The organism is Opitutus sp. sgz309028, from assembly GCF_059821195.1.
Genome location: NZ_JCAMRR010000007.1, coordinates 69,127 through 95,945, shown reverse-complemented (window position 1 = coordinate 95,945; position 26,819 = coordinate 69,127). Strand labels below are relative to the sequence as shown.

18 protein-coding genes are annotated in these 26,819 nt (G+C 66.5%); 6 read left to right on the top strand and 12 right to left on the bottom strand.

Going from position 1 to position 26,819, the window contains the following annotated elements; genetic code table 11:
• Window positions 1-191: 191 nt before the first annotated feature.
• The 3 genes from AC6RV7_RS20505 (at window position 192) to AC6RV7_RS20495 (ending at window position 9,754) form a co-directional block, all read left to right on the top strand.
• The gene (locus AC6RV7_RS20505; protein ID WP_500096072.1) at window positions 192-761 is read left to right on the top strand and encodes a D-lyxose/D-mannose family sugar isomerase; all 570 of its coding nucleotides are present in this window, start codon (window positions 192-194) and stop codon (window positions 759-761) included.
• Between the two features lie 352 nt (window positions 762-1,113).
• Window positions 1,114-7,569 (top strand): HAMP domain-containing protein, encoded by a 6,456-nt coding sequence (locus tag AC6RV7_RS20500; protein WP_500096089.1) that lies wholly within the window; start codon window positions 1,114-1,116, stop codon window positions 7,567-7,569.
• A gap of 103 nt (window positions 7,570-7,672) precedes the next feature.
• Window positions 7,673-9,754 (top strand): hybrid sensor histidine kinase/response regulator, encoded by a 2,082-nt coding sequence (locus AC6RV7_RS20495; RefSeq protein WP_500096071.1) that lies wholly within the window; start codon window positions 7,673-7,675, stop codon window positions 9,752-9,754.
• A 141-nt stretch (window positions 9,755-9,895) separates the two neighbouring features.
• Here the strand turns inward: AC6RV7_RS20495 and AC6RV7_RS20490 are convergent, their stop codons facing one another.
• The 9 genes from AC6RV7_RS20490 to AC6RV7_RS20450 all read right to left on the bottom strand — a co-directional run bounded on the left by AC6RV7_RS20490 (window position 9,896) and on the right by AC6RV7_RS20450 (window position 20,452).
• Complete coding sequence (locus AC6RV7_RS20490; RefSeq protein ID WP_500096088.1) at window positions 9,896-11,638, bottom strand: ABC transporter ATP-binding protein; 1,743 nt, start codon at window positions 11,636-11,638, stop codon at window positions 9,896-9,898.
• A gap of 116 nt (window positions 11,639-11,754) precedes the next feature.
• Window positions 11,755-12,603, bottom strand: coding sequence for a TIGR04290 family methyltransferase (locus AC6RV7_RS20485; protein ID WP_500096070.1), 849 nt, complete (start codon window positions 12,601-12,603; stop codon window positions 11,755-11,757).
• Between the two features lie 14 nt (window positions 12,604-12,617).
• Window positions 12,618-13,751 (bottom strand): CgeB family protein, encoded by a 1,134-nt coding sequence (locus AC6RV7_RS20480; protein WP_500096069.1) that lies wholly within the window; start codon window positions 13,749-13,751, stop codon window positions 12,618-12,620.
• Window positions 13,748-14,875: a CgeB family protein gene (locus AC6RV7_RS20475; RefSeq protein ID WP_500096068.1), complete on the bottom strand. Its 1,128-nt coding sequence runs from the start codon at window positions 14,873-14,875 to the stop codon at window positions 13,748-13,750. Before AC6RV7_RS20475 ends, AC6RV7_RS20480 begins: the two co-directional genes overlap by 4 nt.
• Window positions 14,872-16,053: a CgeB family protein gene (locus AC6RV7_RS20470; protein WP_500096067.1), complete on the bottom strand. Its 1,182-nt coding sequence runs from the start codon at window positions 16,051-16,053 to the stop codon at window positions 14,872-14,874. The genes AC6RV7_RS20475 and AC6RV7_RS20470 overlap by 4 nt, the downstream gene beginning before the upstream one ends.
• A 15-nt stretch (window positions 16,054-16,068) precedes the next feature.
• Entirely contained in the window at window positions 16,069-17,271 is a 1,203-nt protein-coding gene (locus tag AC6RV7_RS20465; RefSeq protein ID WP_500096066.1) for a glycosyltransferase family 4 protein, read from the bottom strand.
• Window positions 17,268-18,329, bottom strand: coding sequence for a Gfo/Idh/MocA family protein (locus tag AC6RV7_RS20460; protein WP_500096065.1), 1,062 nt, complete (start codon window positions 18,327-18,329; stop codon window positions 17,268-17,270). The genes AC6RV7_RS20465 and AC6RV7_RS20460 overlap by 4 nt, the downstream gene beginning before the upstream one ends.
• Before the next feature lie 5 nt (window positions 18,330-18,334).
• Window positions 18,335-19,306 carry an MDR/zinc-dependent alcohol dehydrogenase-like family protein gene (locus tag AC6RV7_RS20455; RefSeq protein ID WP_500096064.1) on the bottom strand — a complete coding sequence of 324 codons (972 nt, stop codon included), beginning with the start codon at window positions 19,304-19,306 and terminating at the stop codon, window positions 18,335-18,337.
• Window positions 19,307-19,336: 30 nt separating this feature from the next.
• Window positions 19,337-20,452: an NAD-dependent epimerase/dehydratase family protein gene (locus AC6RV7_RS20450; protein WP_500096063.1), complete on the bottom strand. Its 1,116-nt coding sequence runs from the start codon at window positions 20,450-20,452 to the stop codon at window positions 19,337-19,339.
• A 402-nt stretch (window positions 20,453-20,854) separates the two neighbouring features.
• Between AC6RV7_RS20450 and AC6RV7_RS20445 the strand changes: the two genes are divergently transcribed.
• Window positions 20,855-21,991, top strand: coding sequence for a DNA topoisomerase IB (locus AC6RV7_RS20445; protein ID WP_500096062.1), 1,137 nt, complete (start codon window positions 20,855-20,857; stop codon window positions 21,989-21,991).
• 19 nt (window positions 21,992-22,010) lie between these two features.
• Here AC6RV7_RS20445 and AC6RV7_RS20440 read toward each other — a convergent pair whose 3' ends face one another.
• The 3 genes from AC6RV7_RS20440 to AC6RV7_RS20430 all read right to left on the bottom strand — a co-directional run bounded on the left by AC6RV7_RS20440 (window position 22,011) and on the right by AC6RV7_RS20430 (window position 24,597).
• Window positions 22,011-22,232 (bottom strand): hypothetical protein, encoded by a 222-nt coding sequence (locus AC6RV7_RS20440; RefSeq protein WP_500096061.1) that lies wholly within the window; start codon window positions 22,230-22,232, stop codon window positions 22,011-22,013.
• A gap of 106 nt (window positions 22,233-22,338) precedes the next feature.
• Complete coding sequence (locus AC6RV7_RS20435; RefSeq protein WP_500096060.1) at window positions 22,339-23,466, bottom strand: ABC transporter ATP-binding protein; 1,128 nt, start codon at window positions 23,464-23,466, stop codon at window positions 22,339-22,341.
• 123 nt (window positions 23,467-23,589) lie between these two features.
• Window positions 23,590-24,597, bottom strand: a complete 1,008-nt coding sequence (locus AC6RV7_RS20430) for a type II asparaginase (RefSeq protein WP_500096059.1) — start codon at window positions 24,595-24,597, stop codon at window positions 23,590-23,592.
• Window positions 24,598-24,860: 263 nt separating this feature from the next.
• Here AC6RV7_RS20430 and AC6RV7_RS20425 point away from each other — a divergent pair, with 263 nt between their 5' ends.
• Both AC6RV7_RS20425 and AC6RV7_RS20420 read left to right on the top strand, forming a co-directional pair.
• On the top strand, window positions 24,861-25,859 hold the full coding sequence (locus AC6RV7_RS20425) for a threonine/serine dehydratase family protein (RefSeq protein WP_500096058.1): 999 nt from the start codon (window positions 24,861-24,863) through the stop codon (window positions 25,857-25,859).
• A 54-nt stretch (window positions 25,860-25,913) separates the two neighbouring features.
• Window positions 25,914-26,810, top strand: a complete 897-nt coding sequence (locus AC6RV7_RS20420) for a nucleotidyltransferase family protein (protein ID WP_500096057.1) — start codon at window positions 25,914-25,916, stop codon at window positions 26,808-26,810.
• The last annotated feature ends 9 nt before the right edge of the window (window positions 26,811-26,819 follow it).

The window sequence follows — 26,819 nt, the reverse complement described above, 5'->3', positions numbered from 1 at the left end:
ATGTTTCGGGCGGCGCGTCGGGTCCGCGAGCAAGGCCGGACGGAACGGTCGATGGTTTTGAAGACCTGTTCGAACATGCGCAGGACAGCACATGCGCGCGACGCCTGGCGTGCGACCGCAAACTCCCGAAGCTCTGCGAGTGAACGCAGGCTTCTATTTGCGGGTCATCGCGTGTATCGCGGTTCTTGTTCATGAAGCGTTCCGAAATCAACCGGGCCTTCCGCGAGGCGAGCGCTTGTTTCGCGCGGTATCACTGGGTCCTGCCGCCGCGGCCGCGGTGGGACATCACGGACTTCGGCCTGGGCGATTTTCCTCGCTGGGGGCTGACGCTCGTGAACCTCGCGACGGAGCCCGAATATTGCGAGAAACTGATGTTCGCGACCCGCGGGCAGACCACGCCCTGCCACGCGCACGTGCGAAAAAAGGAAGACATCATCTGCCGCAGCGGAGAACTCGTGTTGCGCCTGTGGCCCGAAAAGCCGGACGTCGTGCCGCCCGGTGCGCGCGTGAGGGTGCCGGTCGATGGAGAACTCCGTGAACTCGCGGCCGGTGAGCCGCTGCACCTACCGGCGGGCTCGCGAGTGACACTGCGGCCCGGGATCTGGCACGAGTTCGAACCCAGTTCGGCCGAATGCATCATCGGCGAGGTTTCGACCGCGAACGACGATCGGCACGACAATTTTTTTGCGAATCCCGGGATCGGCCGCTTCCCCGGGATCGTCGAAGACGAGCCGGCGCTGGTGCGGCTGGTTTCGGAATAAGAGCCCGTCCCCGAAAGAGAGAACTCCATCCGTGAAATCCCCGGGAAAAAGATAGGGTTTCGCGGAACCAAGCGGTCTAGACGGCCACAGTGTCGCCGCGCGTAATCAGCCTCCCTGTCCGCGTGCGTTTCCACGCTTCCCAATTTTTCCCTTTCCCTGCCCGCGACGCGGTGGCTGCGTCGGCGGCAGGGCTTTGCCTGTAACCGGGGCCCCCTTTCCGACCCTGAGCCGAGGTTCACTCTCCTTTCCCGTTATCATGCCCACCCGCTCGTCCCGCTCTTCCGCCCCGCTCGCCGCCGCCAGTCCCGCCGCTCCCGGCCGAAACGGGCGCGATATCGACCGCGACGCGTTCATGACGCAGTTGATCGAGGCGCTCGACGCCGTGCGCGACGGCGATTTTTCGACGCGGCTGCCGTCGAACTGGACAGGGCTCGAAGGAAAGGTCGCGGAGCGGTTGAACGAGATTTCCGTGCGCATGGAGCGCTCCAACGGCAGCCTCATGCGCCTGCGCCGGCAGGTCGGCGAGGAAGGCAAGATCGGCGAACGCCTGCCCATCGGCGATGCGGTCGGCAGCTGGGCCGAGCGGATCGAGGCGATCAATTCGCTGCTCGACGATCTCTCGCAACCGACGGTCGAGGTCGGCCGCGTGATCGGCGCGGTCGCCAAAGGCGATCTTTCGCAAGCGATGCCGCTCGAACTCGGCGGGCGTCCGTTGAAAGGCGAATACCTGCGCACCGCGAAGCTTGTGAACGGCATGGTCGGCCAGCTCGAGGCGTTTTCCGTCGAGGTGATTCGCGTGGCGCGCGAGGTCGGCACCGAGGGCAAGCTCGGCGGCCAGGCGCAGGTGAAGAAAGTGTCCGGCGTATGGAAGGAGTTGACCGAGTCCGTCAACCAGATGGCGGGCAACCTGACCGCGCAGGTGCGCAACATCGCGGAGGTGACGATCGCGGTCGCGAACGGCGACTTGTCGAAGAAGATCACCGTCGATGTCCGCGGCGAGATCCTGCAGCTGAAGGAAGCGATCAACGTCATGGTCGACCAGCTGCGGTCGTTTGCGGCGGAAGTGACGCGCGTCGCCCGCGACGTCGGCACGGAAGGCAAGCTCGGTGGGCAGGCGGTCGTGCCGGGCGTGTCCGGCACATGGAAGGATTTGACCGATTCGGTGAACGCGATGGCGGGCAACCTCACCGCGCAGGTGCGCAACATCGCGGGCGTGACGACGGCCGTCGCGCGCGGCGACCTGTCGCGCAAGATCACCGTCGACGTGAAGGGCGAGATCCTCGAGCTGAAGGAAACGATCAACACGATGGTCGACCGCCTGAATGCGTTTGCGTCGGAGGTGTCGCGCGTGGCGCGCGAGGTCGGCACGGAGGGCAAGCTCGGCGGCCAGGCGCAGGTGCCGGGCGTCGCGGGCACGTGGAAGGATCTCACGGACAACGTGAATTCGATGGCGAACAATCTCACGACGCAGGTGCGCAACATCGCTGACGTGACGACCGCGGTCGCGCGCGGCGACTTGTCGCGCAAGATCACAGTCGAGGTGCGCGGCGAGATCCTGGAGCTGAAGAACACGATCAACACCATGGTCGACCAGCTCAACGGTTTCGCCGCCGAGGTGACGCGCGTGGCGCGCGAGGTCGGCACCGAAGGCGAGCTCGGTGGCCAGGCGGTCGTGCCGGGCGTCGCGGGCACGTGGAAGGATTTGACCGACTCGGTGAACGCGATGGCGACCAACATCACCGGTCAGGTGCGCAACATCGCGGAGGTGACGACCGCCGTCGCGAAAGGCGACTTGTCGCGCAAGATCACGGTCGACGTGAAGGGCGAAATCCTGGAGCTGAAAAACACGATCAACACGATGGTTGACCAGCTCAATGCGTTTGCGTCCGAGGTGTCGCGCGTCGCGCGCGAGGTCGGCACGGAAGGCAAGCTGGGCGGCCAGGCCGTCGTGCCGGGCGTGGCGGGCACGTGGAAGGATCTCACCGACAACGTGAACCTGATGGCCGCGAATTTGACCGGTCAGGTGCGCAACATCGCGGAGGTGACGACTGCGGTCGCGCTGGGCGACTTGTCGCGCAAGATCACCGTCGACGTCAAAGGCGAGATTCTGCAGCTGAAGGAAACGATCAACACGATGGTCGACCGCCTGAATGCGTTTGCGTCGGAAGTGTCGCGTGTGGCGCGCGAGGTCGGCACGGAAGGCAAGCTCGGCGGCCAGGCCGAAGTATCCGGCGTCGCGGGCACGTGGAAGGATCTCACGGATAACGTGAATCTAATGGCGGCGAATCTCACCGGTCAGGTGCGCAACATCGCGGAAGTCGCGACCGCGGTCGCGAAGGGCGACTTGTCGCGCAAGATCACCGTCGACGTGAAAGGCGAAATCCTGGAGCTGAAGAACACGATCAACACCATGGTCGACCAGCTCAACAGCTTCGCCGCGGAAGTGACGCGCGTGGCGCGCGAAGTCGGCACCGAAGGCGAGCTCGGCGGTCAGGCGGCGGTGCCGGGCGTCGCGGGCACGTGGAAGGATTTGACCGATTCGGTGAACGCGATGGCGACGAACCTCACGGGCCAGGTCCGCAACATCGCGGAGGTGACGACCGCGGTCGCGCGCGGCGACTTGTCGCGCAAGATCACGGTCGACGTGAAGGGCGAGATCCTCGCGCTGAAGAACACGATCAACACGATGGTCGACCAGCTCAACGCGTTCGCGTCGGAAGTGTCACGCGTGGCGCGCGAGGTCGGCACGGAAGGCAAGCTCGGCGGCCAGGCGCAGGTGCAGGGCGTCGCCGGCACCTGGAAGGATTTGACCGACAACGTGAATTCGATGGCGGCGAATCTCACGGGTCAGGTGCGCAACATCGCGGAGGTGACGACGGCCGTCGCGAAAGGCGACTTGTCGCGCAAGATCACGGTCGACGTGCGCGGCGAGATTCTGGAGCTGAAGAACACGATCAACACGATGGTCGACCAGCTCAACGCGTTCGCTTCGGAAGTGACCCGCGTCGCGCGCGAGGTCGGCACGGAAGGCAAGCTTGGCGGCCAGGCCGAGGTGCCGGGCGTCGCGGGCACGTGGAAGGATTTGACCGACAACGTGAATTCGATGGCGAACAACCTGACGACGCAGGTGCGCAACATCGCCGAGGTGACGATCGCCGTCGCGAACGGCGACTTGTCGCGCAAGATCACCGTCGACGTGCGCGGCGAGATCCTGCAGCTGAAGGAAACCATCAACACGATGGTCGAACAGCTGCGGTCGTTTGCGTCGGAAGTGACGCGTGTCGCCCGCGAGGTCGGCACCGAAGGCCGGCTCGGCGTGCAAGCGGTGGTGCCGGGCGTCGGCGGCACGTGGAAGGATTTGACGGACTCGGTGAACGCCATGGGCGCGAACCTCACCGCGCAGGTCCGCAACATCGCGGAGGTGACGACGGCCGTCGCGCGCGGTGACTTGTCGCGCAAGATCACTGTCGACGTGAAAGGCGAAATCCTCGAGCTGAAGAACACGATCAACACGATGGTCGACCAGCTCAACGCCTTCGCCGCGGAAGTGACGCGCGTCGCGCGCGAGGTCGGCACCGAAGGCAAACTCGGCGGTCAGGCGCAGGTGCCGGGCGTCGCGGGCATCTGGAAGGATCTCACCGACAACGTGAATCTGATGGCCGCGAATCTCACCGACCAGGTGTCCGGTATCGTAAGAGTGGTGACAGCCGTGGCCAACGGCAATCTGCGGCAGAAGCTCACCGTCGAGGCGAAGGGCGAGGTCGCCGCGCTCGCCGAGACGATCAACAACATGACCGACACGCTCGCGACGTTTGCCGAGCAGGTGACGAACGTTGCCCGCGAGGTCGGCGTCGAAGGCCGGCTCGGCGGCCAGGCACACGTGCCGGGCGCGGCGGGCACGTGGAAGGATTTGACCGGCAACGTGAATCTTCTCGCCGCCAATCTGACGACACAGGTGCGTGCGATCGCGGAGGTCGCCACGGCGGTGACGAAGGGCGATTTGACGCGTTCGATTCAGGTCGATGCGCGCGGCGAGGTCGCCGAGTTGAAGGACAACATCAACACGATGATCTACAATCTTCGTGTCACGACGGAGTCCAACCAGGAGCAGGACTGGCTGAAGACCAATCTCGCGAAGTTCACGCGCATGCTGCAGGGCCAGCGCGATCTCTTCACCGTCGGTAAGATGCTGCTCTCCGAACTTGCGCCGCTCGTCGATTCCCAGCAGGGCACGATCTACCAGATGGAGGAGGATGACGGGCGCTTGTATCTGCGCCTGCTCGCCGGCTACGCGCATTCGCCCGAGCAGCCCGAGCGCATCCCGCTCGGCACCGGTTTGGTCGGCCAGTGCGCGGTGGAGAAGCAGCGGATCCTGCTCAGCGATCTGCCGCCCGGCTACACGCGCGTGCACTCGAGTCTCGGCGAAGCGGCGCCGGTCAGCGTCGTGGTTTTGCCGGTGTTGTTCGAAGGCCAGACGAAGGCCGTGATCGAGCTGGCGTCGCTGCATCCGTTCAGCGTCACGCACATCTCCTTCCTCGAGCAGCTCACGCAGTCGATCGGCGTCGTGCTCAACACGATCGAAGCCACGATGCGCACCGAGCGCCTGCTGCAGCAGTCGCAGCAGCTCACAGTCGAGCTGCAGTCGCAGCAGAAGGAGTTGCAGCAGACGAACGAGGAGCTCGCGCAGAAGGCGCGGCAGCTCGCGGAGCAGAACGTGGAAGTCGAGCGCAAGAACGCCGAGGTCGAGCAGGCCCGCCGCGCGCTCGAGGAAAAAGCGGCCGAGCTCGCGCTCACGTCGAAATACAAATCCGAGTTCCTTGCGAACATGTCGCACGAGCTGCGCACGCCGTTGAACTCGATCCTGATCCTCGGCCAGCAGCTCGCGGACAACAAGGACGGCAATCTCACGACGAAGCAGATGGAGTTTGCCCGCAACATCCACTCGTCGGGTTCCGATCTCCTCAACCTCATCACCGACATTCTCGATCTTTCGAAGATCGAGTCCGGCACCGTCACGGTGGAGGCCGAGGAGATCAGCTTCAGTTCGCTGCGCGACGCGATCGAGCGCAACTTCCGCCACATCGCCGATGCGAAGAATCTCCCGTTCTTCGTGGAGTTCGCGTCCGGCCTGCCGCGGGCGATCACGACGGATCCGAAGCGGCTGCAGCAGATCTTGAAGAACCTGCTTTCGAACGCGTTCAAGTTCACGGCTCACGGCCAGATCGCGGTCAAGGTGCAGGCGGCGCAGGAAGGCTGGACGCACGGGCATCCGGTGCTGAACCGCGCCGCGCAGGTGATCGCGTTCACCATCAGCGACACGGGCATCGGCATCGCGCAGGACAAGCAGAAGCTGATCTTCGAGGCGTTCCAGCAGGCGGATGCCGGCACGAGTCGCAAATACGGCGGCACGGGCCTGGGACTCTCGATCTCGCGCGAACTGGCGGCGCTGCTCGGCGGCGAGATCCGGCTGAACAGCACGGTGGGTGAGGGGAGCACGTTCACGCTGTATCTGCCGTTGTTCTACACCGAGCCCGCCGCGGAGAAATCCCGGACGAGCTCGACGAACTCACCGATCATGCTGCCGGCGCCGCGCGAGGAAATCGTGCTCGACGACCGTGAGCAGATCCATCCGGGCGACCGGAGCCTGCTGATCGTCGAGGACGATCCGCACTACGCCCGCGTGCTCCTCGGGCTCGCGCGCGAGAAGGGGTTCAAGGGCATCGTCGCGATGCGCGGCAACGCCGCCCTCACGCTCGCGCGGCGCTATCAGCCGACCGCGATCACGCTGGATGTCTTCCTGCCCGACATGCTCGGTTGGACGGTGCTCAACAACCTGAAGCTCAGTCCGACCACGCGACACATCCCCGTGCAGATCATCTCCGTCGAGGAGGAGCGTTCGCATGCGCTCTCGCGCGGCGCGTTTTCCTACACGGTGAAACCGACCACGACCGAGGGCCTCGACCAGTGTTTCGATCGCATCCGGAAGTTCGTCGAATCGCACACGAAGCGATTGCTGATTGTCGAGGACAACGACGTCGAACGGCAGAGCATCGTGGAGTTGCTGGGCCACGACGATATCGAGATCGCCACCGCCTCGAGCGGCGCGGAAGCGCTCGAGAAGCTGCTCGACCGGCCCTTCGACTGCTGCGTGCTCGACCTGCGGCTGCCCGACATGAGCGGTTTCGAGTTGCTCGAGAAAGTACAGGCCGAGTCCACGCTGCGCGACATCCCGATCGTGGTGTTCACCGGCAAGGACCTCAGCCGCGAGGAGGAGCAGAAGCTGCGCACGATGGCGAAGAGCGTGCTCGTGAAGGACGTGCAGTCACCGGAGCGGCTGTTCGACGAGACGGCGCTCTTCCTCCACCGCGTGGTGACGTCGTTGCCCGAGTCGAAGCAGAAGATGCTCGACCACCTGCACGCGTCGAACGAGGTCCTGCGCGGCCGCACCGCCCTTGTCGTCGACGACGACGCGCGGAATATTTTTGCGCTGACGACGATGCTGGAAAATCAGGAAATGAAGGTCGTGAGCGCGATGAACGGCCGCCAGGCGATCGAGATGATCCAGAACCAGCCTGACATCTGCGTTGTGCTGATGGACATCATGATGCCCGAGATGGACGGTTATCAGACGATGCGCGAGATCCGGAAGGATCCGCGGTTCGGCACGCTACCGATCCTGGCGCTGACGGCCAAGGCGATGAAGGGCGATCGCGACAAGTGCCTCGCGGCGGGCGCGTCCGACTACATTGCCAAGCCGGTGAACACGAACGAACTGCTGTCCCTGTTGCGCGTATGGCTGTATCGGTGACAGCGACGACCGCGCACGAGGTAGAGACGGCTCTCCGGGCCGTCCGTTCGGCCGTGGATGCGCCCGTCCAGGCGGACGACTCGGGGAGGAGTCTCCAGCTCACATGACCCCGCCGCCGGTCAACATCCTCCTCGTCGACGACGAGGTGCGGAACCTCGACGTGCTCGAGAGCCTGCTGCACTCGCCGGACTACAACCTCGTCCGTGCGCTCACGGCGGAGCGGGCGCTGATGCTGCTGCTCGACGGCGAGTTCGCGGCGATCGTGCTCGATATCCACATGCCGGATATGAGCGGCATCGAGCTCGCCAGTCTGATCAAGCAGCGCCGGCGCACGCAGCACATCCCGATCATTTTCCTCACCGCCTATTTTCAGGAGGACAAGGATGTCCTCGAAGGCTACGGCAGCGGCGCGGTCGACTATCTCACGAAGCCGGTCAACCCGCAGATCCTGCGCTCGAAGATCGGCGTGTTCGTCGATCTTTTCCGCAAGACCCGCGCGCTCGCCGCGGCCAATGCGGCCCTCGAGCAGGAAGTGCAGCAGCGCCAGGCCGCGGAGGAATCGCTGCGTCAGGCGAACAACGAACTCGAATCCCGCGTGCGCGCCCGCACCGCCGACCTGTTGCTCGCCAACGAGGAACTCTTCGCTCGCGAGGCGCAGCTGCGGCTGGTGACGGATTACGCGCCGGTGTTCATCACGCAGATCGACCGGCAGCACCGGTTCAAATTCGTGAATCGCACCTACGCGCGGCGCTTCGGTTTCGAGCCGCACGAGGTGATCGGGAAGCATTTCACCGAGGTAATGGGCGAGGAGCTGTATCGCACGGTCAAACCTCACCTCGATGCGGCGCTCGCCGGTCAGCGCGTGGAGTTCGAGGCGGAAGTCGCGTATGCCTCGCTCGGAGCGCGCTGGGTGTTCGTCGTGCACGAGCCGGAGCGCGCGGTCGACGGCAGCGTGGTCGGCCTCGTGGCGGTCACGACCGACATCACCGAACGCAAGCAGGCCGAGCAGGCCGTCGCCGCGGCGCGCGACAAGGCGCTCGCGGCATCGCGGGCGAAGGACGAGTTTCTCGCTCGCCTCTCGCACGAACTGCGCACGCCGCTCAATCCCGTGCTGCTGCTGGCGAGCGAGGCGGCGAATAACCCGGCGCTGCCGGAGAACATCCGCGCGGATTTCGAGATGATCGCGCAGAACGTGATGCTCGAGGCGCGCCTGATCGACGATCTCCTCGACCTCACCGCGATCTCGCGCGGCAAGCTGGCCTTGACCCTCCAGCCGGTCGACGTGCACGCGATGGTGCACGACGCGTTGAGCATGATGCGACAGGACATCGTGCAGAAGACGCTCCAGGTTGACGTTCACTTCGGCGCGCCGCGGCACACGGTCTTCGGCGATGACATGCGGCTGAAGCAGATCTTCTGGAACGTGATCAAGAATGCCGTGAAGTTCACCCCGGCCGGCGGCCGCATCGCGATCGCGACTGACACCGTCGGCGACGACATGGTCGTGAACGTGACGGACAGCGGCCTGGGTCTGACGGACGAGGAACGCTCGCGCATCTTCGCCGCCTTTGCGCAAGGCGATCACGCCGCCAACGGCAACGGCCGCTTCGGCGGATTGGGATTGGGTTTGGTGATTTCCAAAATGCTCGTGCAACTGCACGCGGGCGAGATTTCCGCCGCGAGCGAAGGGCGCGATCGGGGCGCCACGTTCACCATCCGGCTCCCCCTTTGTCTGGAGCGCCTGGAAGGCCCGCGCGATGGCAGTCAGGTCACGATGGACGCGGCGCCGGCGCCTGTGCTGGCGGGGGGCCGCCGCCGGGTATTGCTGGTTGAAGATCACCAGCCCACCTGCGCGGCGCTCGCGGCGCTGCTCAAGCGGCGCGAATTCGATGTCGTCACCGCGAACAGCGCTGGCGACGCGCGCGCGGCGGCGGAACGCGAAACGTTTCATCTCGTGATCTCCGACATCGGCCTGCCCGACGGCAACGGCTGCGATCTGATGGCCGAGCTGCGCGACCGCTACGGTTTGTCCGGCGTGGCGTTGACTGGCTACGGCATGGAGGACGACCTCGAGCGGAGCCGCAACGCCGGCTTCGCGACGCACCTCACGAAACCGGTAAGCGTGCAGGCGCTCGAGACCGTGTTAACCGCGATGCTGAGCGGCGCCACGGAGAAGGAAAGTTAGCTGCGCCGGCCGGGAGGGTTTTCGTTTTCGTGCCTTTCGTGTGTTTCGTGGTTCCCTCACTCCGGATCTAGCACCCGAGATCTTTCCGTGTGTTCCGTGGGCCCCCTGCCGCGCCGTTCGCGCAAAACGAACCACCGCAAACTACAACGGCTCGCCTTCGTTCTGCAGGAGCCCGCTCGTCTGCTTGCGCACGAGCGTCGCGTAGTAGCCGCCGAGCTTCATGAGCTCGGTGTGTTTGCCGGATTCGGCGATGCGGCCTTCGCGGAGCACGAGGATGCGGTCGGCGTTGACCACGGTTGAGAGCCGGTGCGCGATCACGAAGGTCGTGCGGCCTTTCATCAGGCGCTCGAGCGCTTCCTGCACGAGCGCTTCGGATTCCGCGTCGAGCGACGACGTCGCCTCGTCGAGAATGATCAACTTCGGCGCCTTGATCAGCGCGCGGGCGATCGTGAGCCGCTGGCGTTCGCCGACCGACAGGCGGCTGCCGCGTTCGCCCACGATCGTATCGTAGCCGTCGGGCAGACGCGCGATGAACGCCTGCGCGTTCGCGGCTTCGGCGGCGGCTTCGATTTCTGCCTGGGTTGCACCCGGACGGCCGTAGGCGATGTTGGCGCGAAGCGTGTCGTTGAAGAGCAGCGGATCCTGCAGGACGACGCCGATGTGACGCCGCAGCGAACGCTGCTTGAGCCGACGCAGATCGCGGCCGTCGACGCGCACCGCGCCCTCGATCGGATCGTAGAAACGCATCAGCAGCGCCATCAGCGTCGTCTTGCCGGAACCGCTCGGGCCGACGATCGCGATCGTCTGGCCCGGCTCCGCGACGAACGAGAGGCGATCGAGCAACGGGCGCCCGGTTTGTTCGTAGCGAAAACTCACCTGGTCGAATTCCACCCGCCCCGTGACGTCGTTGACCTCCTCGGCATCGGGCGCATCGCCGAGATGCTCCTGCACGTCGAGAATCGCGAAGATCTCGTCGAGCGAAACGGAGGCCTTCTTGATCGTCTGATAAATACCCGTCAGGCCCTGCACCGGACCGAAGAGGCCGCCGACGTAGCCGAGAAACGCCACGAGCGTGCCGACAGTCATCTCGCCGCGAATCACGATCACGCCGCCGAGAAAGATCGCGGCGATCCGCGCGAGCGCGACGAGCAGGTTGCCGGCGGCGCCGAAGCTGCTGTCGGTGCGAACGCCGCGGATCACGGTGCGGTTGGCGGCGGCGACGTCGTTGAGGAAGCGCTGCTTCTCCATGTCTTCCATCGCGAAACTGCGCACCGTGACGATGCCGGAAAGGACCTCGTTGAAACGCGAATAGATCCGCGCCCACTGATCGAGCAGTGTGCGCTCGCGGCGGGTTTGCTCGGGCGTGGCCGCGGCGGCGATAAGCGCCGGCAGCGGTGCAAACGCGAGCACGAGCAGCGCCAGCCGCCATTCGAGGCGCAACATCACCACGACCGACAGCACGAGATATACGACGGCCGGCAGCACCGAAAACAGGATCTGCGTGATCGCGCCGATGAAACCCTGGATGCTGCGGTCGAGTCGCGTGATGATCGCGCCCACGCCCTCGCTGCGCTGCATCCGCAGCGGCATGCTGTGCAACCGGCCGACCGTGGACTCCAAAAGGGTGAAATGAATGCCGAGCCGAGTTTTCCACGTGAGCCAGTTCGTGAGGCTGCCGATGCCTTCGCGCACCAGCGCGAGCGCGATCAGGATGCCGACACCGCTTAGGAGGACGCGATTCACCGAGGTGCCAGCGAGTCCGTCGAAGATGTATTTCAACACGAGCGGCTCCGCGGCGCCGACGGCGGAGAGCACGAGGGTGAGCCCGACAATCGCGATCACCGGGACCTTGTGCGGCGCCGCGAAACGAAGCGCGCGCCGCATCCGGTTCGCGGGGGCAGGAGCTGAGGTGTGGAGGAGGGAGGCGCGTTCGAGGTCCGGCACGAGAAGCGAAACGGTCAGGAGCGGGGCAGCGCGCGTGCCGCGCGAGGTTGGGCGGGCTAGCGTTCGGCGCGTTCGTCGAGAAAGCGGTTGAGCTCGCCGCGCAGGCTGGTCGCGACGGCGCCACCGGAACCGGTGGCGGAGAGAAGCTCCTCGGGATCGCGACCGCGGATTTCCGTGAGCGCCGGCGCGCTGGGCTGGCACACGTAGATCTCGTGGCCGGGACGCTGCATCACGCGCAGCCCGCTGGTGCGGAGCATCGCCTCGATGCAGGCGTGGTTCGGCGCCCACCAGTTCGTTGGATCGCCGGCGAGGGATTTTTCGATGAACGCCATCTTCGGCCAGGCCGGTTCGGAGAGGCGGTCGCGCTCGTCGAGTCCGAGATCCTCCGGCGTCGGCGCGATCGCCTCACCCGGGGTGGTGAGCGTTTGGAAGACGAGAAGCTGCCGGGTCTTCGCGGCGACGATGTCGAGGGCGAGCAGCGGATAACGCAGATGATAGAAGACGCCCATGAACAGGATGAGGTCGAAATCCCGCCGCCAGTGCGCGAGGTCATAGACCTGACCCTGGTGCAGATCGATGCGATCCTTGAGATGGAACTGCTCGATCACCCACTGCGCCTGCCGGAGAAAATGCGGGTCCTTGTCGATCGCGGTGACATGCGCGCCGCGCCGCGCGAGCTCGATGCTGTAGAAGCCGGCGTTGCAGCCGATGTCGAGCGCGGTCCAGCCGCTCAGATCGTCGGGCAGGCTCGTGGCGATCTGCTGCCATTTGAACGAGGGAAAGTCGCCCAACGGATGATGGGGCGCGGTCTGCGAACCGTCGGGCAGATGGATGTTGTGAAACCAAGGTTCGAAATGGACGGCCTCCGCGGCGAGGCCGGATGCGGCGTCGCGGGGACGGGTCATGCAGCGGGCGGAGTTCATTGGGCGAGTGCCGGGCGGCGGCGGAAAGGATGGGCGGAAGACCGGCGCGGACGCGCGGACCCCAATTGCACGCGATCCGCTTCGAAGAGATACGACTCGAGCTCGCGGGCGCGGTGCGCAGCCGTATGCTCGATCAGGATACGCTGACGCGCCGCGGCGCCGATCGCCGCGGCTTCCGCGTCGGGCAGTTCGGAGAGATAGCGCGTGACGTCGTCGGCCGACGCGGCGATCAGGATCTCGCGACCCGGCACGAAAAACTCCTCCAGCCCCGGCCACACGTCGGAAACGATGGCCACGCCGCACGCCGCCGCTTCGAACAGCCGCACACTGGGCGACCAGCCGGCGGCGATCATGTCGGCGCGGGTGAGGTTCAGCGTGAACCGCTGCTGGTTGTAGAAGCGTTTGTGCCCGGCGGGCGGGAGATGCTCGATGCGGGCGACGTTCTCCGGCCACGCGATGTCCGGCGGAAATTGCGGGCCGGCGACGATGAAACGGCGGTCGGGCGCCTGACGGGCGGTGGACAGCAGCAGGCGATTCAGCGCCGGTTGCCGGTCGCGACTGTAGGTGCCGAGAAAGCCAAGGTCCCATTCTTTCGCGTAGGGCTCGGGACAATACGCCTGCGGATCGACGGCGCAGTAGAGCGGCCGCGCGGCGGGAGCGCCCCAGGTGTCCTCCAGCTCTTGCAGCGTGGGTCCGCCGCTGAACGAAAGGTAGAGACGGTAGCCGGGGATCTGTTCGGCGGACAGGTAGCTCGAACCGCCGCGACGCAGGCTCGCGAGCGTCACCGGCGTGTCGATGTCGTAGAACGCCGTCACCCCGGTCGCGGTTTGCTGCACCCAGCGACCGACGGCGATGCCATCCTGCACGTAGGAGCCGACGATAACCGCGTCCGCATCGCGAACCTCGTCACGGTAGGTGCGCCGCAATTCGTCGAGCGTGGAATAGAGATGGATGTCGACGCCGCCGAGCTCGCGCAGGTCGCGGTTGTCCGCATACCACGGCACGTCGCGCTCGAGGAACAGCACCTCGTGTCCGCGCTGCGCGAACTCCCTCAGCAAGCCGCGATAGGTGGTGGCGTGGCCGTTACCCCAGGACGAGGTGATCGAAAGACCGATGACGACGATTTTCATGACCGGGAGGTCGCAGGGGACGCGGTGGCAGACGCGGCCGACCGATCGTGTCCGGCCAGCACGGCCTCGAGCTGGGCGACGCGATGAGCGTACGTATGTTCCGCGAGGATACGCGCACGCGCGGCCTGGCCGATCGCGGCGGCGCGGACGGGATCGAGGGTTTCCACGTGGCGCGCGACGTCCGCGCCGTCGTGGGCGACGAGGACCTCGCGGCCCGGTTCGAGAAAAAGTTCGAGCCCGGCCCAGGCGTCGGTGATGAGGCAGGCGCCGGCGCCGGCCGCTTCGAAGACGCGCGTCGGCGGCGAGAAGCCGTAGCGGGCCATGCTCTCGCGGTTGATGTTGAGCACGGCCGTTGGGGTGCAATTGAAGGCGTTGTGGTCCTTCGTGTAGACGTGGCCGACGTGCCGGACGTTGGACGGGAGCGGCCGGCTTTCCCAGCCGGACCCGCCGATGAGGAACCGACGCGCCGGCAGCAGCTCGGCGGCGCGGAGGAAGAACTCCGTCACGCGAGCCTCCCGATCGGGCAGGCGGTTGCCCAGAAAGGCGAGGTCGGCGGCGAAACGCGATTCCGCGGGCACGGGGTGGTGCGTGTGCGGATCGAGCGCGTTGTAGATGGGAACGCAGTGCGCCGCGCCGAGCGCCTCGTAGGCGGAGACGACGGGGTCGCCCCCTCCGTAGGTAAGGATCAGGTCGTAGCGCGGGATGAGCGGGCGGAACGGATCGCTGAAGTTGTTGGCGACGCGATCGAGCGTCGCCGGCGCGTCGACATCCCAGAATGCGACCAGCGTGCGCGGGGATTTCAGCTCGAGCACGGCGGCTTCGAGGACCTCGTCGTAAACGCCGACGCCGCTCGCCTTGATCACCAGATCGGCGCCGCGCGCGCGCTCCACCGCGCCGAGCGCGGACCAGCGTTCGTCGCCGCGGTAAACGACGACCTCGGCCCAATCGGGATCGGGGATGTCGCGGTGCTGCTGGCGATCGTAGGCATCGGGTTCGTAGAACGTGACGCGGTGGCCGCGTTCGGAGAGCGCGCGAATAATGCCGCGATAGTAGGTGGCGGCTCCGTTCCAGAAAGCGGAGACGAGACTGGAGCCGAAGAAGGCGATGTTGAGATGGTTTTTCACGGAGCGATCGGACGGGTGTAGAGGGGTGGCAGGCTGTCGAGCGGATCGGACGCAAGGTCCGCGAGGCGGCGCCGCTTGTTCCTGGACGCGGTCGCGGACACGACGTCGGCATAGATGGTGAGGAGCTCCTCGGCGCGGTGGGCACAGGTGTGGCGGCTGCGGAGGGTGGCGAGGCCATGACGCGCGATGTCGTGGCGCCGCCGAGGACTGGCGAGCAAGTCTTCGAGGGTGCGCGTCATTTCGCGACCGTTGCGCGCGATCAGAAAATCGCCGGGCGAGAACAGCTTTTCCGTGTCCTGCCACGGGGAGGAAACGAGTGGAATGCCGCAGGCGAGGGCCTCGAACGGCCGGATCGTGGGGATGCCGGGGAGTGCCTTCACATACGGACGGCGCGGCACGTGCACCGTCAGCCGGTAGCGAGAGAACACTTCGGGGACTTCGAAGTTCGGCAGCCAGCCGCCGTAGGAAATGCCGGCGTCGGCCAACGCGTCGATCGCCGCCTGCGGGTAGCGGACGCCGTAAACCCGCGCGCGGAGACCGAGCGTTTTCACCGGTCCAAGCAAAAACTCCATCAACTCCTCGGTGCGCTCGTCGTCGCCCCAGTTGCCGATCCACACGAGGTCGCCCTCGGTGGCGGGCGACTCGAGCGGACGAAAACGGCGGACGTCGGCGGCCTCATGCCACGTCCAAGCGCGGCGTGCGAGCCCCTCCTCGAGGTAGAGGTCGCGCAGGACCTTTCCGTAGGCGAGCACTCCGTCGTATCGACTGAGATCATACGCGCGCAAGCTCGTGCGATCGGTGACGAGGCGGTGATGCGTGTCGTGGAACAACGCGACGAAATCGTGCCGCCGGCGCGCGAGGCCGATCGATTTCACGAGTTCGGGGGAATTCCATTCGTGAACGATGACCAGGTCGGCGTCGCCGAGCGCGTCGTCGAGGTCCAGTTCCTCGGGATCGTAGCGCACGCTCTGCAGCAGCGGATAAGCGGCGTGGAAACGACGCACCGGCGTCTCCCCATGCTCGGCGAGCAGGTGGGCAAGGCTCCAGCTGTCCCGCGGTTCGTAAACCTTCACCTCGTGACCGCCCGCGATCAGCTCCGTTGCCACGCCACGCAGGAAGTGGGCGTTGCCATGGTTCCAGTCGGAGAGCAGCGAGTGGTAAAAGAGGCGGATTTTCATGAAAGGATCGCGGCGTCAGGGACGAACGGGAGGTGCGGCGTAGCTGCTGCCCGCGGAGTCGGAGCCGGCGAAAACGACGTCCCGCTGCGTGGCGGCGATGAGTTCGCCGTAAGCTTCGAGGTAGCCGTCGGTCATGCGATCGGCGGTGAACTGGCGGGCGCGTGCAGAAGCGAGCAGGCCGAGCGCCGCGCGTTGAGCTTCGTCCTCGACTAAACTCATCAGCGCCTCGCGCAGCGCTGCCGTGTCCTCAGGCGGCACGAAAACAGCGGCGTCATGCCAGAGTTCGCGCAGGCTGGGAATGTCGCCCAGCACCAACGCGCAGCCCGCGCCGGCCGCCTCCAGCGCCGACAGGCCGAACGGTTCGTAACGAGCGGGGAGAGCGTAGATGGCCGCGCGTTCGTAGTCGCGGGCGAGTTCGGCCGGCGGGCGTTGACCGAGCAATTCGACATTGGCGAAATTCACGCCGGCGCAACCGTCGGGCGCGCGCACGTCGCCGGCGAGACGGACAGGCCAGGGCAGCTCGGAGGCGACGGCGGCGAGCGCCGCGGCGTTCTTTGCTTCGTCCCACAATCGGCCGACGCTCAGAATGAAGGGCGAGCGCGTCCCCGGTGCGATGCAGCGGGGACGCCCGCGCGGACCCGGATCCGTCACCGGCGAGCGTCCATTGTGGATCACGCGTCCGTTGGTGGTGCAGCCGTAGTTATGCTCGAGCGTAGCCAGCATGGCGTGCGACGGGGCGACGACGAGGTCCGCGTGTTCGAGGCCGCGGCGCACGGCCGCGTGGTAGCGATGCCACGATTCCGGGGGAGCGGATTGTTTTACCGCGCGCCACCACGAGTAGACGCATGAGTGCGCCACGACGAGAATCGGCGCCGACCACGGCAGCGCGGCATGGGCGTAGCCGTTGAGATGGATCAGGTGAGGGGCGTATTCACCTTCCAACTCCAGCAGCCATTCGCCGGCGGCGTCCACGTCGGCCCACGGATCGTCCATCCATTCGAGACGATAATCGCTTTCGTGCACGTGCACGCGGTGACCGAGCGCGGCGAGCGTCTCGCGCGCATGCGCGGGCAGCGGTCCGCCCATCGTCGCGAGGATCACGTGGACGTCACGCGCGACCAGCCCGCGGCAGAGGTCGAGCGCATAGGTGAGCACACCGCCCACCGTATCGGCGGTCATCAGCACGCGTTGCGGAAGAGCGGAGAGGGCGGGGATCATGCGGCGGTGGGGTTGGCGCGGCCGTAGAGGAGATCGAGGGCGGTGGCGACGCGCTCCAGGGAGTTGATCGCGGGATCGAAGTTCGGCGCGATGGCGAGCTGGCGGGCCCACGCGGTCGCAGCGCGGCCGCCCCACGCGTCCGGCGGTCCCGCGAGTCGCTCGCGCGAGCGATCGGCGCGAAAACGCTCGGCCACGAAATCGTAGAACGAACCATCGACGTTGTGAAACGACGCGCCGCCATTCGTGCCGAAGAAGGTCGCCTCGATCCGGGCGTCGCAACCCGCAGGCGCGCGCCAGGAGCAGGTGAGCTGAATCGAAACGTCCGTCGCGGTCGTCAACTGGCCCGCGGCATAATCTTCGACGGTCTTGCCGGGTTGCAGCGGCTGGCCTTGGGCGAGGAGCTGGCCGCGCGCGGCGGCGATTTCCGGGAAATCGAGACACCACAGCGCGAGGTCGACGAGATGGATGCCGAGATCGAGCAGGCAGCCGCCGCCGGCTTGTTGCGCGTCGTAGAACCACGCCTTGTCCGGTCCGTAGGCGTTGTGAAAAATCAGCTCGGCGGCATAGATGCGGCCGAGCTCGCCCTGGCGGATGAGGCGCCGGATCTGCTGCATACCCGTGGTGAAGCGATAGGAAAGGTCGACGCCGAGCAGCCGGTCGGCCGAGCGCGCGGCGGCGATGACCTCCGCGGTTTCGGCGGCCGTCCGGGCGAGCGGCTTCTGACAGAAAACCGATTTGCCCGCGCGGAGCGCCGCGGTGGTCTGGGCCACGTGCAACGCGTTCGGCGTGGCGATTACAATCCCGTCGAGCGGCAGCGAGAGCAGCTCGTCGAAGCTGTTCACCGTTCGGGCCTCGGGCGCGAGTTTCCGCGCCTCGGCGAGCGCGTCGCTCGACACGTCGGTGATGGCCGCCACTTCCCCCAAGCCGCTGCTCGCGATCGCCTCGAGGCGACGGCGTCCGATCCACCCCAGGCCGGCGAAGCCGAGCCGCGGCAGGCCGCGAAGATCGGGGCCGGCGGACGGACGGGCGGGAGTGGGAAGGCGATCGGTCGAAAGCATGGCGCTCAGGAATAGGTGACGAGCGCTTTCAAGAACCCGTCGGTACGATCGCGCAGCTGATTCAGCGCGGCGGGCAGTTCGTCGAAGGCGAAGCGATGCGTGTAAAGCGGAGCCGGATCGAGCTGCCCCGCCGCGACGGCCGCGGCGGCCTCATTCATGCCTTGGAGATAGACGCGGGGGTCGCGCTCGTGGGCGTTGATCACGTCGAGGCCGCGCCAGTTCCAGAGTTGCATGTTTACCTGGCGCAACCCGTCCTGGTGATAACCAGCGATGATGAGCTTGCCGCGTTCGGCGGTGAGCTCGGTCGCGAGATCGAGCGGCGCTTGCAGGCCCGTCGCTTCGATGACGCGTTCGCAGCCGGCACGGTCGGTGCGCTGCTTGATCTCCTCGATCGTCGTCCACGGATCGTCGAGCCCGAAGACCTCCGTCGCACCCATCTCGCGCGCGATGCGCCGCGCGAACGGCCGCCGCGAAATCGCGTAGACGTGCGCGCCGGCGCGGGCGGCGAGTTGGGTCAGCAGTGCGCCGAGAAAACCCAGCCCGACGATCGCGACGTGGTGGTGCGGCTGGAGGTCGGCGCGGCGAAACACATTCATCGCGCAGCCCAGCGCTTCGCCGGGAAACGGCAGCGAAGCGACGCTAGTCGGGAGCGGCGCGACCTCGTTCGCGGAGCAATAATCGTATTCCGCAAACGCATGCTGCGAGAGCGCTGCGACGCGATCGCCGGGCTGCGTTGTCGTGACGCCCTCGCCAACCGCGTCGACGATCCCCCAACCTTCGTGACCCGGTTTGCCCGGTTCGAGTGGATACGTGAACCACGGCCGGCCTTCCCACACCGGAAGATTCGAACCGCAGACGCCGCAGCCCTGCAGGCGGATTCTCACCTGGCCGGGCGCGGGATCGACGAGCGGGCGCTCCTCGAAGGCGACGCGACCGGGCGAAGCGAAGATGGCCGTGCGGTAATGATGCTGACGCATCGAGTTCCGGGTTCTGAGTTTTGGGTTCGCTCAGACCGTGAGGCCGCGGGCCGCGAGCTCGTTGTGCGCTTCTTCGAAGCGGTTGTCGGCGATACGGCCCTCGAGCCATTCGGCAAGTTCGGTGAGGCCCTCTTCAAACGTGACCTGCGGCGTATAGCCGAGGCCATGGCGCGCCGCGGTGATGTCCGCGAAGCAATGACGGATGTCGCCGACGCGATAGCGGTGCGTGATGTCGGGCTCGACGTCTTTGCCCAGGATGCCGGCGAGGCGATGGGCGATTTCGAGCACGCTGAAATTGCGGCCGCTGCCGATATTGAACACCTGGTCCACGGCGCCCGGCGCTTCCAACGCGAGGTGGCAGGCGTGGGCGATGTCGCGAACATTGACGAAGTCGCGACGCTGCTGCCCGTCTTCGAAAATGATCGGACGCTGGCCGTTCAGCAGCTGCGACGCGAAGATCGCGAGCACGCCGGTGTAGGGATTCGAGAGCGACTGGCGCGGACCGTAGACGTTGAAGAAACGGAGCGCCACCGTCGGGATGCCATAGGCGCGGCCGACGAGCAGGCACATGCGCTCCTGATCGAATTTCGACAATGCATAAACGGAGGCGAGCGCCGGCTGCTTCGTCTCGGGTGTCGGCACCGGCGTGAGGGGGAAATTGGCGTCGTCGCGCAGCTCCCAGTCCCGGGCTTTCAGTTGCTCGAGGGAGCGCGTGCCGCCGGCGACGAGCCGGCCCGCGGAATCGCGATACAAGCCTTCGCCGTAGATGCTCATGCTCGACGCCACCACGAGGCGCTCGACGGGATGCCGCAGCAGAGCCTCGAGCAGCACCGCGGTGCCGGCGTTGTTGGTCATGGTGTAACCATTAATATCATACATACTCTGCCCGACGCCGACCTTGGCGGCCAGGTGGTAGACGGCATCGACGCCGACGAGCGCGTCGGCGATGAGATCGGCATCTTCGACGCAGCCCCGTAGCAGCCGGACATCGGGATGAAGGTAGTCCGGGCGCTCGGCTTTTTCGCCGTGCACCTGGGGGCTGAGGGGGTCGAGGACGCGGACGTGGTGTCCGGCGCGGATGAGTTCGTCGGCCAGATGGGAGCCGATGAAACCCGCACCGCCGGTGATCAGGATTCGTTTGGACATGGTGGATCGAGTTGGTGCCTCCCGTCGCGGGGTTCGCGGCCTCGCGGCGTGCGCCGGCCGCCCGATCGTGCCGAGATCCGCGGGGGCTTCGGATTCGGAGTCGCCCTTCTGGCCGGTGGCGAACGTTATGGCGGTCGCCTGCAGGACGTTTCTGCAGGATGCTGGGCGGCTGATTTCATCGTGCTTCAAAGTAGCTGGCGCAAAGGACGGCCGCCATCGGGCCGGGAGGGGAACGAAGGTCAGGTTTTGCGAACCCGGGTTTCCAAACCGATCTCCGCAGCTGCCGTGGGAGAGCTCCCTTGCGGGTGACCGGAAATTCCCCTCAGTGCGAACGCACCCGTCCGCGAGCGGTCAGTGCGCGGGATCATGGCCCCCTCTGCGCGCCGCCGCTCCAAGCATAAAGTGTTAAGCGCCCTGCCGCGCCCGGAGGAGGCGGCGGTCGTCGCGCGGGAGGCGGGGCTGCGCTATGTGAACGACGACGCGCCCGGCATCGTCCGCCGCGGCGCCGGCGCACGCGCGACCTTCGTCGGGCCGGACGGAAAACGTATCAAGGATTCTGCGACACTCGCCCGGATCAAGCGGCTCGCGATACCGCCGGCGTGGACCGACGTGTGGGTCTGCCCCTCCGCCAATGGCCATATTCAGGCGACCGGCCGCGACGCACGGGGGCGCAAGCAATACCGTTATCATCCGGACTGGTCGGCGGTGCGCGACAGCGCGAAGTTCGAGCGGACGATCGCGTTTGGGAAGGCGCTGCCGCGCATCCGCCGCCGCGTCGCGCGCGACCTCGCGCGGCGCCGGCTCGATCGCCGCAAGGTCCTGGCCGCGGTCGTGAGGCTGCTCGAGACGACGCTCGTGCGCATCGGCAACGAGGAGTATGCGCGCGAAAACCGCTCCTTCGGGCTGACCACGATGCGCGACCGCCATGTCCGGATCGCGCGCGGCCGTTTGCATTTCGAGTTTCGCGGCAAGAGCGGCAAGCAGCACGAGATCGACCTGCACGACCCGCGGCTGGCGGAGATCGTGCGCCGCGCGCAGGATTTGCCGGGACAGGATCTGTTTCAGTATCTCGACGAGGACGATCAGCCGCAGAAGATCGGGTCGGCCGATGTGAACGCGTATTTGCGGGAGATCGCGGGCGAGGAATTTTCGGCGAAGGATTTTCGCACGTGGTCCGGCACGGTGCTGGCGGCGGTGGCGTTGCGCGAACTGGAGAAATTCGAAACGAAGGCGCAGGCGAAGAAGAATCTCGTGCAGGCGATCGAGCGCGTCGCGCAGCGTCTCGGAAATACGCCGGCGGTGTGCCGCAAGTGCTACATCCATCCGGTCGTGCTCGAAAGTTATCTCGATGGCGTGACCGTGCAGCAGGTGAAGGCGCGTGCGCGCCGGGCGGTGGAAGGCTCGCGCGGCGGTGCGGCGGCGCGGACGCTGGACGACGAGGAGCGGGCGGTGCTGGAGTTTTTGCAGCGGAAACTGCCGACGACCGAGGCGCGGTTGCGGGCGTCCTTGCGCGCCGAGCAGGCGAAGCGCGGTCGCTAACGGCTCGCGCGGTGGCGCGTCAGAGCGGAGCGATCGAGTCCAGATCCGCCGCAACCCGGTCCGCGATGCGATGCGCGGCGTGGATCAGGCCGTGTTCCTGCGAGGAAGCGAGCAGCGGGTCCTCGCGGTCGGAGGGAAACGCCACCACTTCCGCTGGCACGTGTCCCGGCTGGATCGCACCGATCCGTCCATCGTTCATCGGCTCGGGAAAGCGGATGATGTTGGCCGACGAGACGTGCATGGGGTGACGCAGGGAGGCTGCAGGAGACGTCCTGGTTGGTCAACTTCCGGGACTTTCGTAAGTCCAAGCAGCTGACCGCCCGGGCGGGGGAAAGCCCTGCGGGCGCTTACAACGCCGCTTCCGTCGTCGGATCGAAAAGATGCGCGCGTTCGACGTCGAAGGTGACCTGCACCCGCTGGCCCGCCTCGAAGCGATCGGTGGGCCGCACGCGCGCGATGAAGGACGTCGCGCCCGTGTCGAGGTAGAGATACGTCTCCGAGCCCATGGGCTCGGACACCTCGACCTTCACCTCGGCGGTGCAGGCAGGGTCGGGATTCGCGACGGTGAGCGTGTCGTTCACGTTCTCCGGACGGATGCCGAAGATCACCGGCTGGTCGATCCGCGCGGCGGCCTTGCGCGACAGGGTGTCGTTGAGCGTCACACGCACCGGCGTGGACTTGGCGTTGGTTTCCACAAAAACGAGGCGATCGCCGGCGCGCTGGAGCGTGCCCTTGAAGAAATTCATCGGCGGCGAACCGATGAAACCGGCGACGAAGAGATTGGCGGGCTGGTTATAAAGAGTGAGCGGTGCGGCGACCTGCATGATGTCGCCGTCCTTCATCACGCAAATCCGATCGCCCATCGTCATCGCCTCCACCTGATCGTGCGTCACGTAAATCATCGTTGCGCCGAGGCGGTCGTGGAGCTTCGAAATCTCCGTGCGCGTGGAGACGCGCATCTTGGCGTCGAGATTCGAGAGCGGTTCGTCGAAGAGAAATACCTTGGGTTTGCGCACGATGGCGCGTCCGACGGCGACGCGCTGACGCTGACCGCCGGAGAGCGCCTTGGGCTTGCGATCGAGGTAAGGCTCGAGGCCGAGCATCGCCGCCGCCTCCTTCACGCGGGCTTGGATTTCGGATTTGGGAAACTTCCGCAGCTTCAAACCGAACGCCATGTTTTCATAGACCGACATGTGCGGGTAGAGCGCGTAGTTCTGGAAAACCATCGCGATGTCGCGGTCCTTGGGGAGGATGTCGTTCACGACCTTGCCGTCGATCGAGATGGTGCCGCCGTTGATTTCCTCGAGTCCGGCGATCATGCGCAGCGTGGTCGACTTGCCGCAACCGGAAGGCCCGACGAGCACCATGAACTCGCGGTCTTCGATCGTGAGATTGATGCCTTTGACCGCGGTGACGCCCGGCCCGTTTTTTTCAGGGTAGGTTTTGACGAGGTTTTCGATAACGACGGTGGCCATGTGGATCCTTGAAAGGGGTGGCGGTGACGGGGCACGCGGAGCCGCGAAAAAGTAGAGCCAGCGGAAGGATCGCGTCGAGCGCCGTGTGCTGGCGAGCGGGAAAATAGAGCGGGCCGCTGGCGCTCAATAGCGGTAGAACAGTTCCTGCAACGCGCGCGGATCGCGAGTGCGGGTCAGGCCGAGTTGCAGGAGCACGCGCGCCTTTTGCGGATTCAGCTCCTCGGCGGCGATGAAGCCGTGCGCGTCGTCGTCGATCTCGATGTTGCGCTCCACCACGCCACCGCCGGTGCGCGAACTGCGCACGATGGCGACACCCTTTCGCGCGGCGTCGATGGCGGCGGCGAGCGCATCGCGGTGCAGATTGCCGTCGCCCACGCCGGCGATCACCAGTCCGCGCGCGCCGGTCGCGACCGCCGCATCGATCAATTCGCGTCTCATTCCGGCGTGCGCGTAAACGATGTCCACGCGCGGCAGCGCGGTGAACGCCGCAGACGAAAACTCGCTCGTCGACGTGTGCCGGCGCACGGGCGGTGCGTAAAAATGCGGGCGTCCGGCGTTGACCAGGCCGGCGAGCCCGCGATGCGAGGAGCGGAAGGTGCCGACCTGAGTGGTGTTGGTTTTCGTCACTTCGCGCGCGAGATGGATTTCGTCGTTGGCGACCACGAGCACGCCCCGGCGGCGGGCGTCCGGATGCGCCGCGACGGCGATCGCGTTGTAAAGGTTCATCGGACCGTCGGCGCTGATCGCGGTCGCCGGACGCATCGCACCCACGAGAACGATGGGTTTCTCGGTGCGCACCACGAGGTTCAGAAAATAAGCGGTCTCCTCCATCGTGTCCGTGCCATGCGTGATCGCGATGCCGTCGATCGCGGGGTCGTCGGCGGCGGCGCGGGCGCGGGTCGCAAGCTGCAACCAGATCGTGTCGCTCATGTCCTGGCTGCCGACGGCGGCGACTGGTTCGACGTCGAGTTGCGCGAGCTCAGCGACTTGCGGGACGGCGGCGACGAGCGCGTCGACCGAAAGCACGGCGGCGTGGTAGCCGCGACTTCCGCCGACCTGCGCGCCGGCGATCGTGCCGCCGGTGGCGAGAAGGCGGACGCGGGGCAGGGGGCTCGAGGCAGGCGAGGCCATGCGCTGAAAATGACGCGGGAAATTCGCCGTGTCGCGGGAAAACGCCCGGCGGCCGCGCGACGCCGACGCGAGTCGCCGCTCGACAATTCCCGCCGGATCGCTTTTGGTGTCGGCACAGTCATGAGCCTCCGCTCGATCATCATCGCCGCGATTATTATGCGCCCCTACTCAGGGCGGCGGCGGGTGGCTGTGTAATTTTAACGACAACAAGCACCACTCTCTCCGAGCCCTGAGCTTCCCGCTCAGGGCTTTTTTATTTTCCCATGAAAACGCCCTCGGTGAATTTCGACGATGTTCTGACCGCGCGCCGCCGTCTGGCGGGCGGTCTGCGGCTCACGCCTTGCCACGCGGCGCCGGCGCTCGCGGCGTTGACGGGAATTCCGGTCTGGCTGAAACGCGACGACCTGCAGCGCACCGGGTCGTTCAAGGAGCGCGGCGCGCGTCACGCGTTGCTCTGCCTGTCTGAAGCCGAACGCGCGCGCGGCGTGGTCGCCGCCTCCGCCGGCAATCACGCGCTCGGGCTCGCGTTTCACGGCGCGACGCTCGGCGTGAAGGTCACCGTCGTCATGCCGGTGCACGCACCGACGGTGAAAGTTGCGCGCTGTCGTGGCTTGGGTGCGGACGTCGTGCTGCACGGCGAGACCTTCGATGCGACGGAGCGCTTCGCGCGCGAGCACGCCGCGCAGACGGGGGCGAGTTACGTGCATCCGTTCGACGATCCGCGCGTGATCGCGGGGCAGGGCACGCTGGGGCTGGAAATCCTCGAACAAGTCGCGGACTTCGATGCGCTCGTGGTGCCGGTGGGTGGAGGCGGCTTGCTGGCGGGCGTCGCGGTCGCGGTGAAAGCGGTGCGTCCGAGCGTGCGGGTGATCGCGGTCGAACCGGAGAACGCCGCGGGTTTTCTGGCCGCGTGTTTGCGCGGAGCGCCGACGGCGGCGGTCGTGCAGCCCACGCTCGCCGATGGACTCGCGGTGTCGCGGGTGGGCGCGACGGCGTTTGCGACCGCGGCGGCGCTGGTAGACGACGTCGTCACCGTCAGCGAACGCGAGCTGGCGGCAGCGATCGCGGTGCTCGGTTGCGAGGCGGGAGTGGTGGCGGAAGGCGCGGGCGCGACGGCGTTCGCGGCGGTGCTGGCGGGCAAGGTGCGCGCGCGGTCGGTCGTGCTGCCGGTCACCGGTCGTAACATCGACGCGCGCGTGCACCAACGCCTGCTCGCGGCGCGGACGTCGCGCGAGACGCACCTGCTGCCGCATGCCGCGTAGCGCGCGGAGGTCGCCGCTTGCGCCGCGGCGCGCGAGTGCTTCTGCTCGCGCGCGATGCACTCTCCGACGCTGCTCGTCCTCGCTGCCGGCATGGGCTCCCGCTACGGCGGGTTGAAACAGATCGATCCCGTCGGTCCATCGGGCGAGACGGTGCTCGATTACGCCGTGCACGACGCGCGGCGGGCGGGCGTTGGGCGCGTCGTGTTCGTGATTCGAAAAGAATTCGAAGCGGTGTTTCGCGAACAGATCGGCGCGAAGTATCGGGAGCAGATCGCGGTGGATTACGTTTTCCAGTCGCTCGACGCCTTGCCGCCGGGCTTTGCGGCTCCTGCCGGACGCGAGAAACCGTGGGGCACGGGTCACGCAGTGTGGTGCGCGCGCGAGACGGTGCGGGAGCCCTTCGCGGTGATCAACGCCGACGATTTTTACGGTGCGGACTCGTTTCGCCAGCTCGCGGCGTTTCTGCGGGATGCGAACATGATCGCGCGGACGGCGGAAAAGGCGCGGTTCGCGATGGTGGGCTTTCGGCTTGCGAACACCCTCTCCGAGCATGGCGCGGTGTCGCGCGGCGTGTGCGCGACGGATGCGGGCGGCCGGCTCGCGTCGATCGTGGAGCGGACGGGGATTCTCGCGGCCGACGTGGGCGCGGGGCGGACGTTTTCGGGACAGGAAATCGTCTCGATGAATTGCTGGGGATTTACGCCGGCGTTGTTTGCGGGGCTCGACCAGCAGTTTCGGGAGTTTCTCGCGCAGCGAGGCGCGGAGCCGAAGGCGGAGTTTTATTTGCCGGCGGCGGTGTCGGAGATGATTGCGCGCGGCGAGGCGGACGTGCGCGTGCTGCCGACGGAGAGCGCGTGGTTCGGCGTGACGTATCGCGAGGACAAGCCGCGCGTCGTCGCGGCGGTCGCGGATCTGATCGCGCGCGGCGCGTATCCGTCGCGGCTGTTTTGAGCGCGTCGG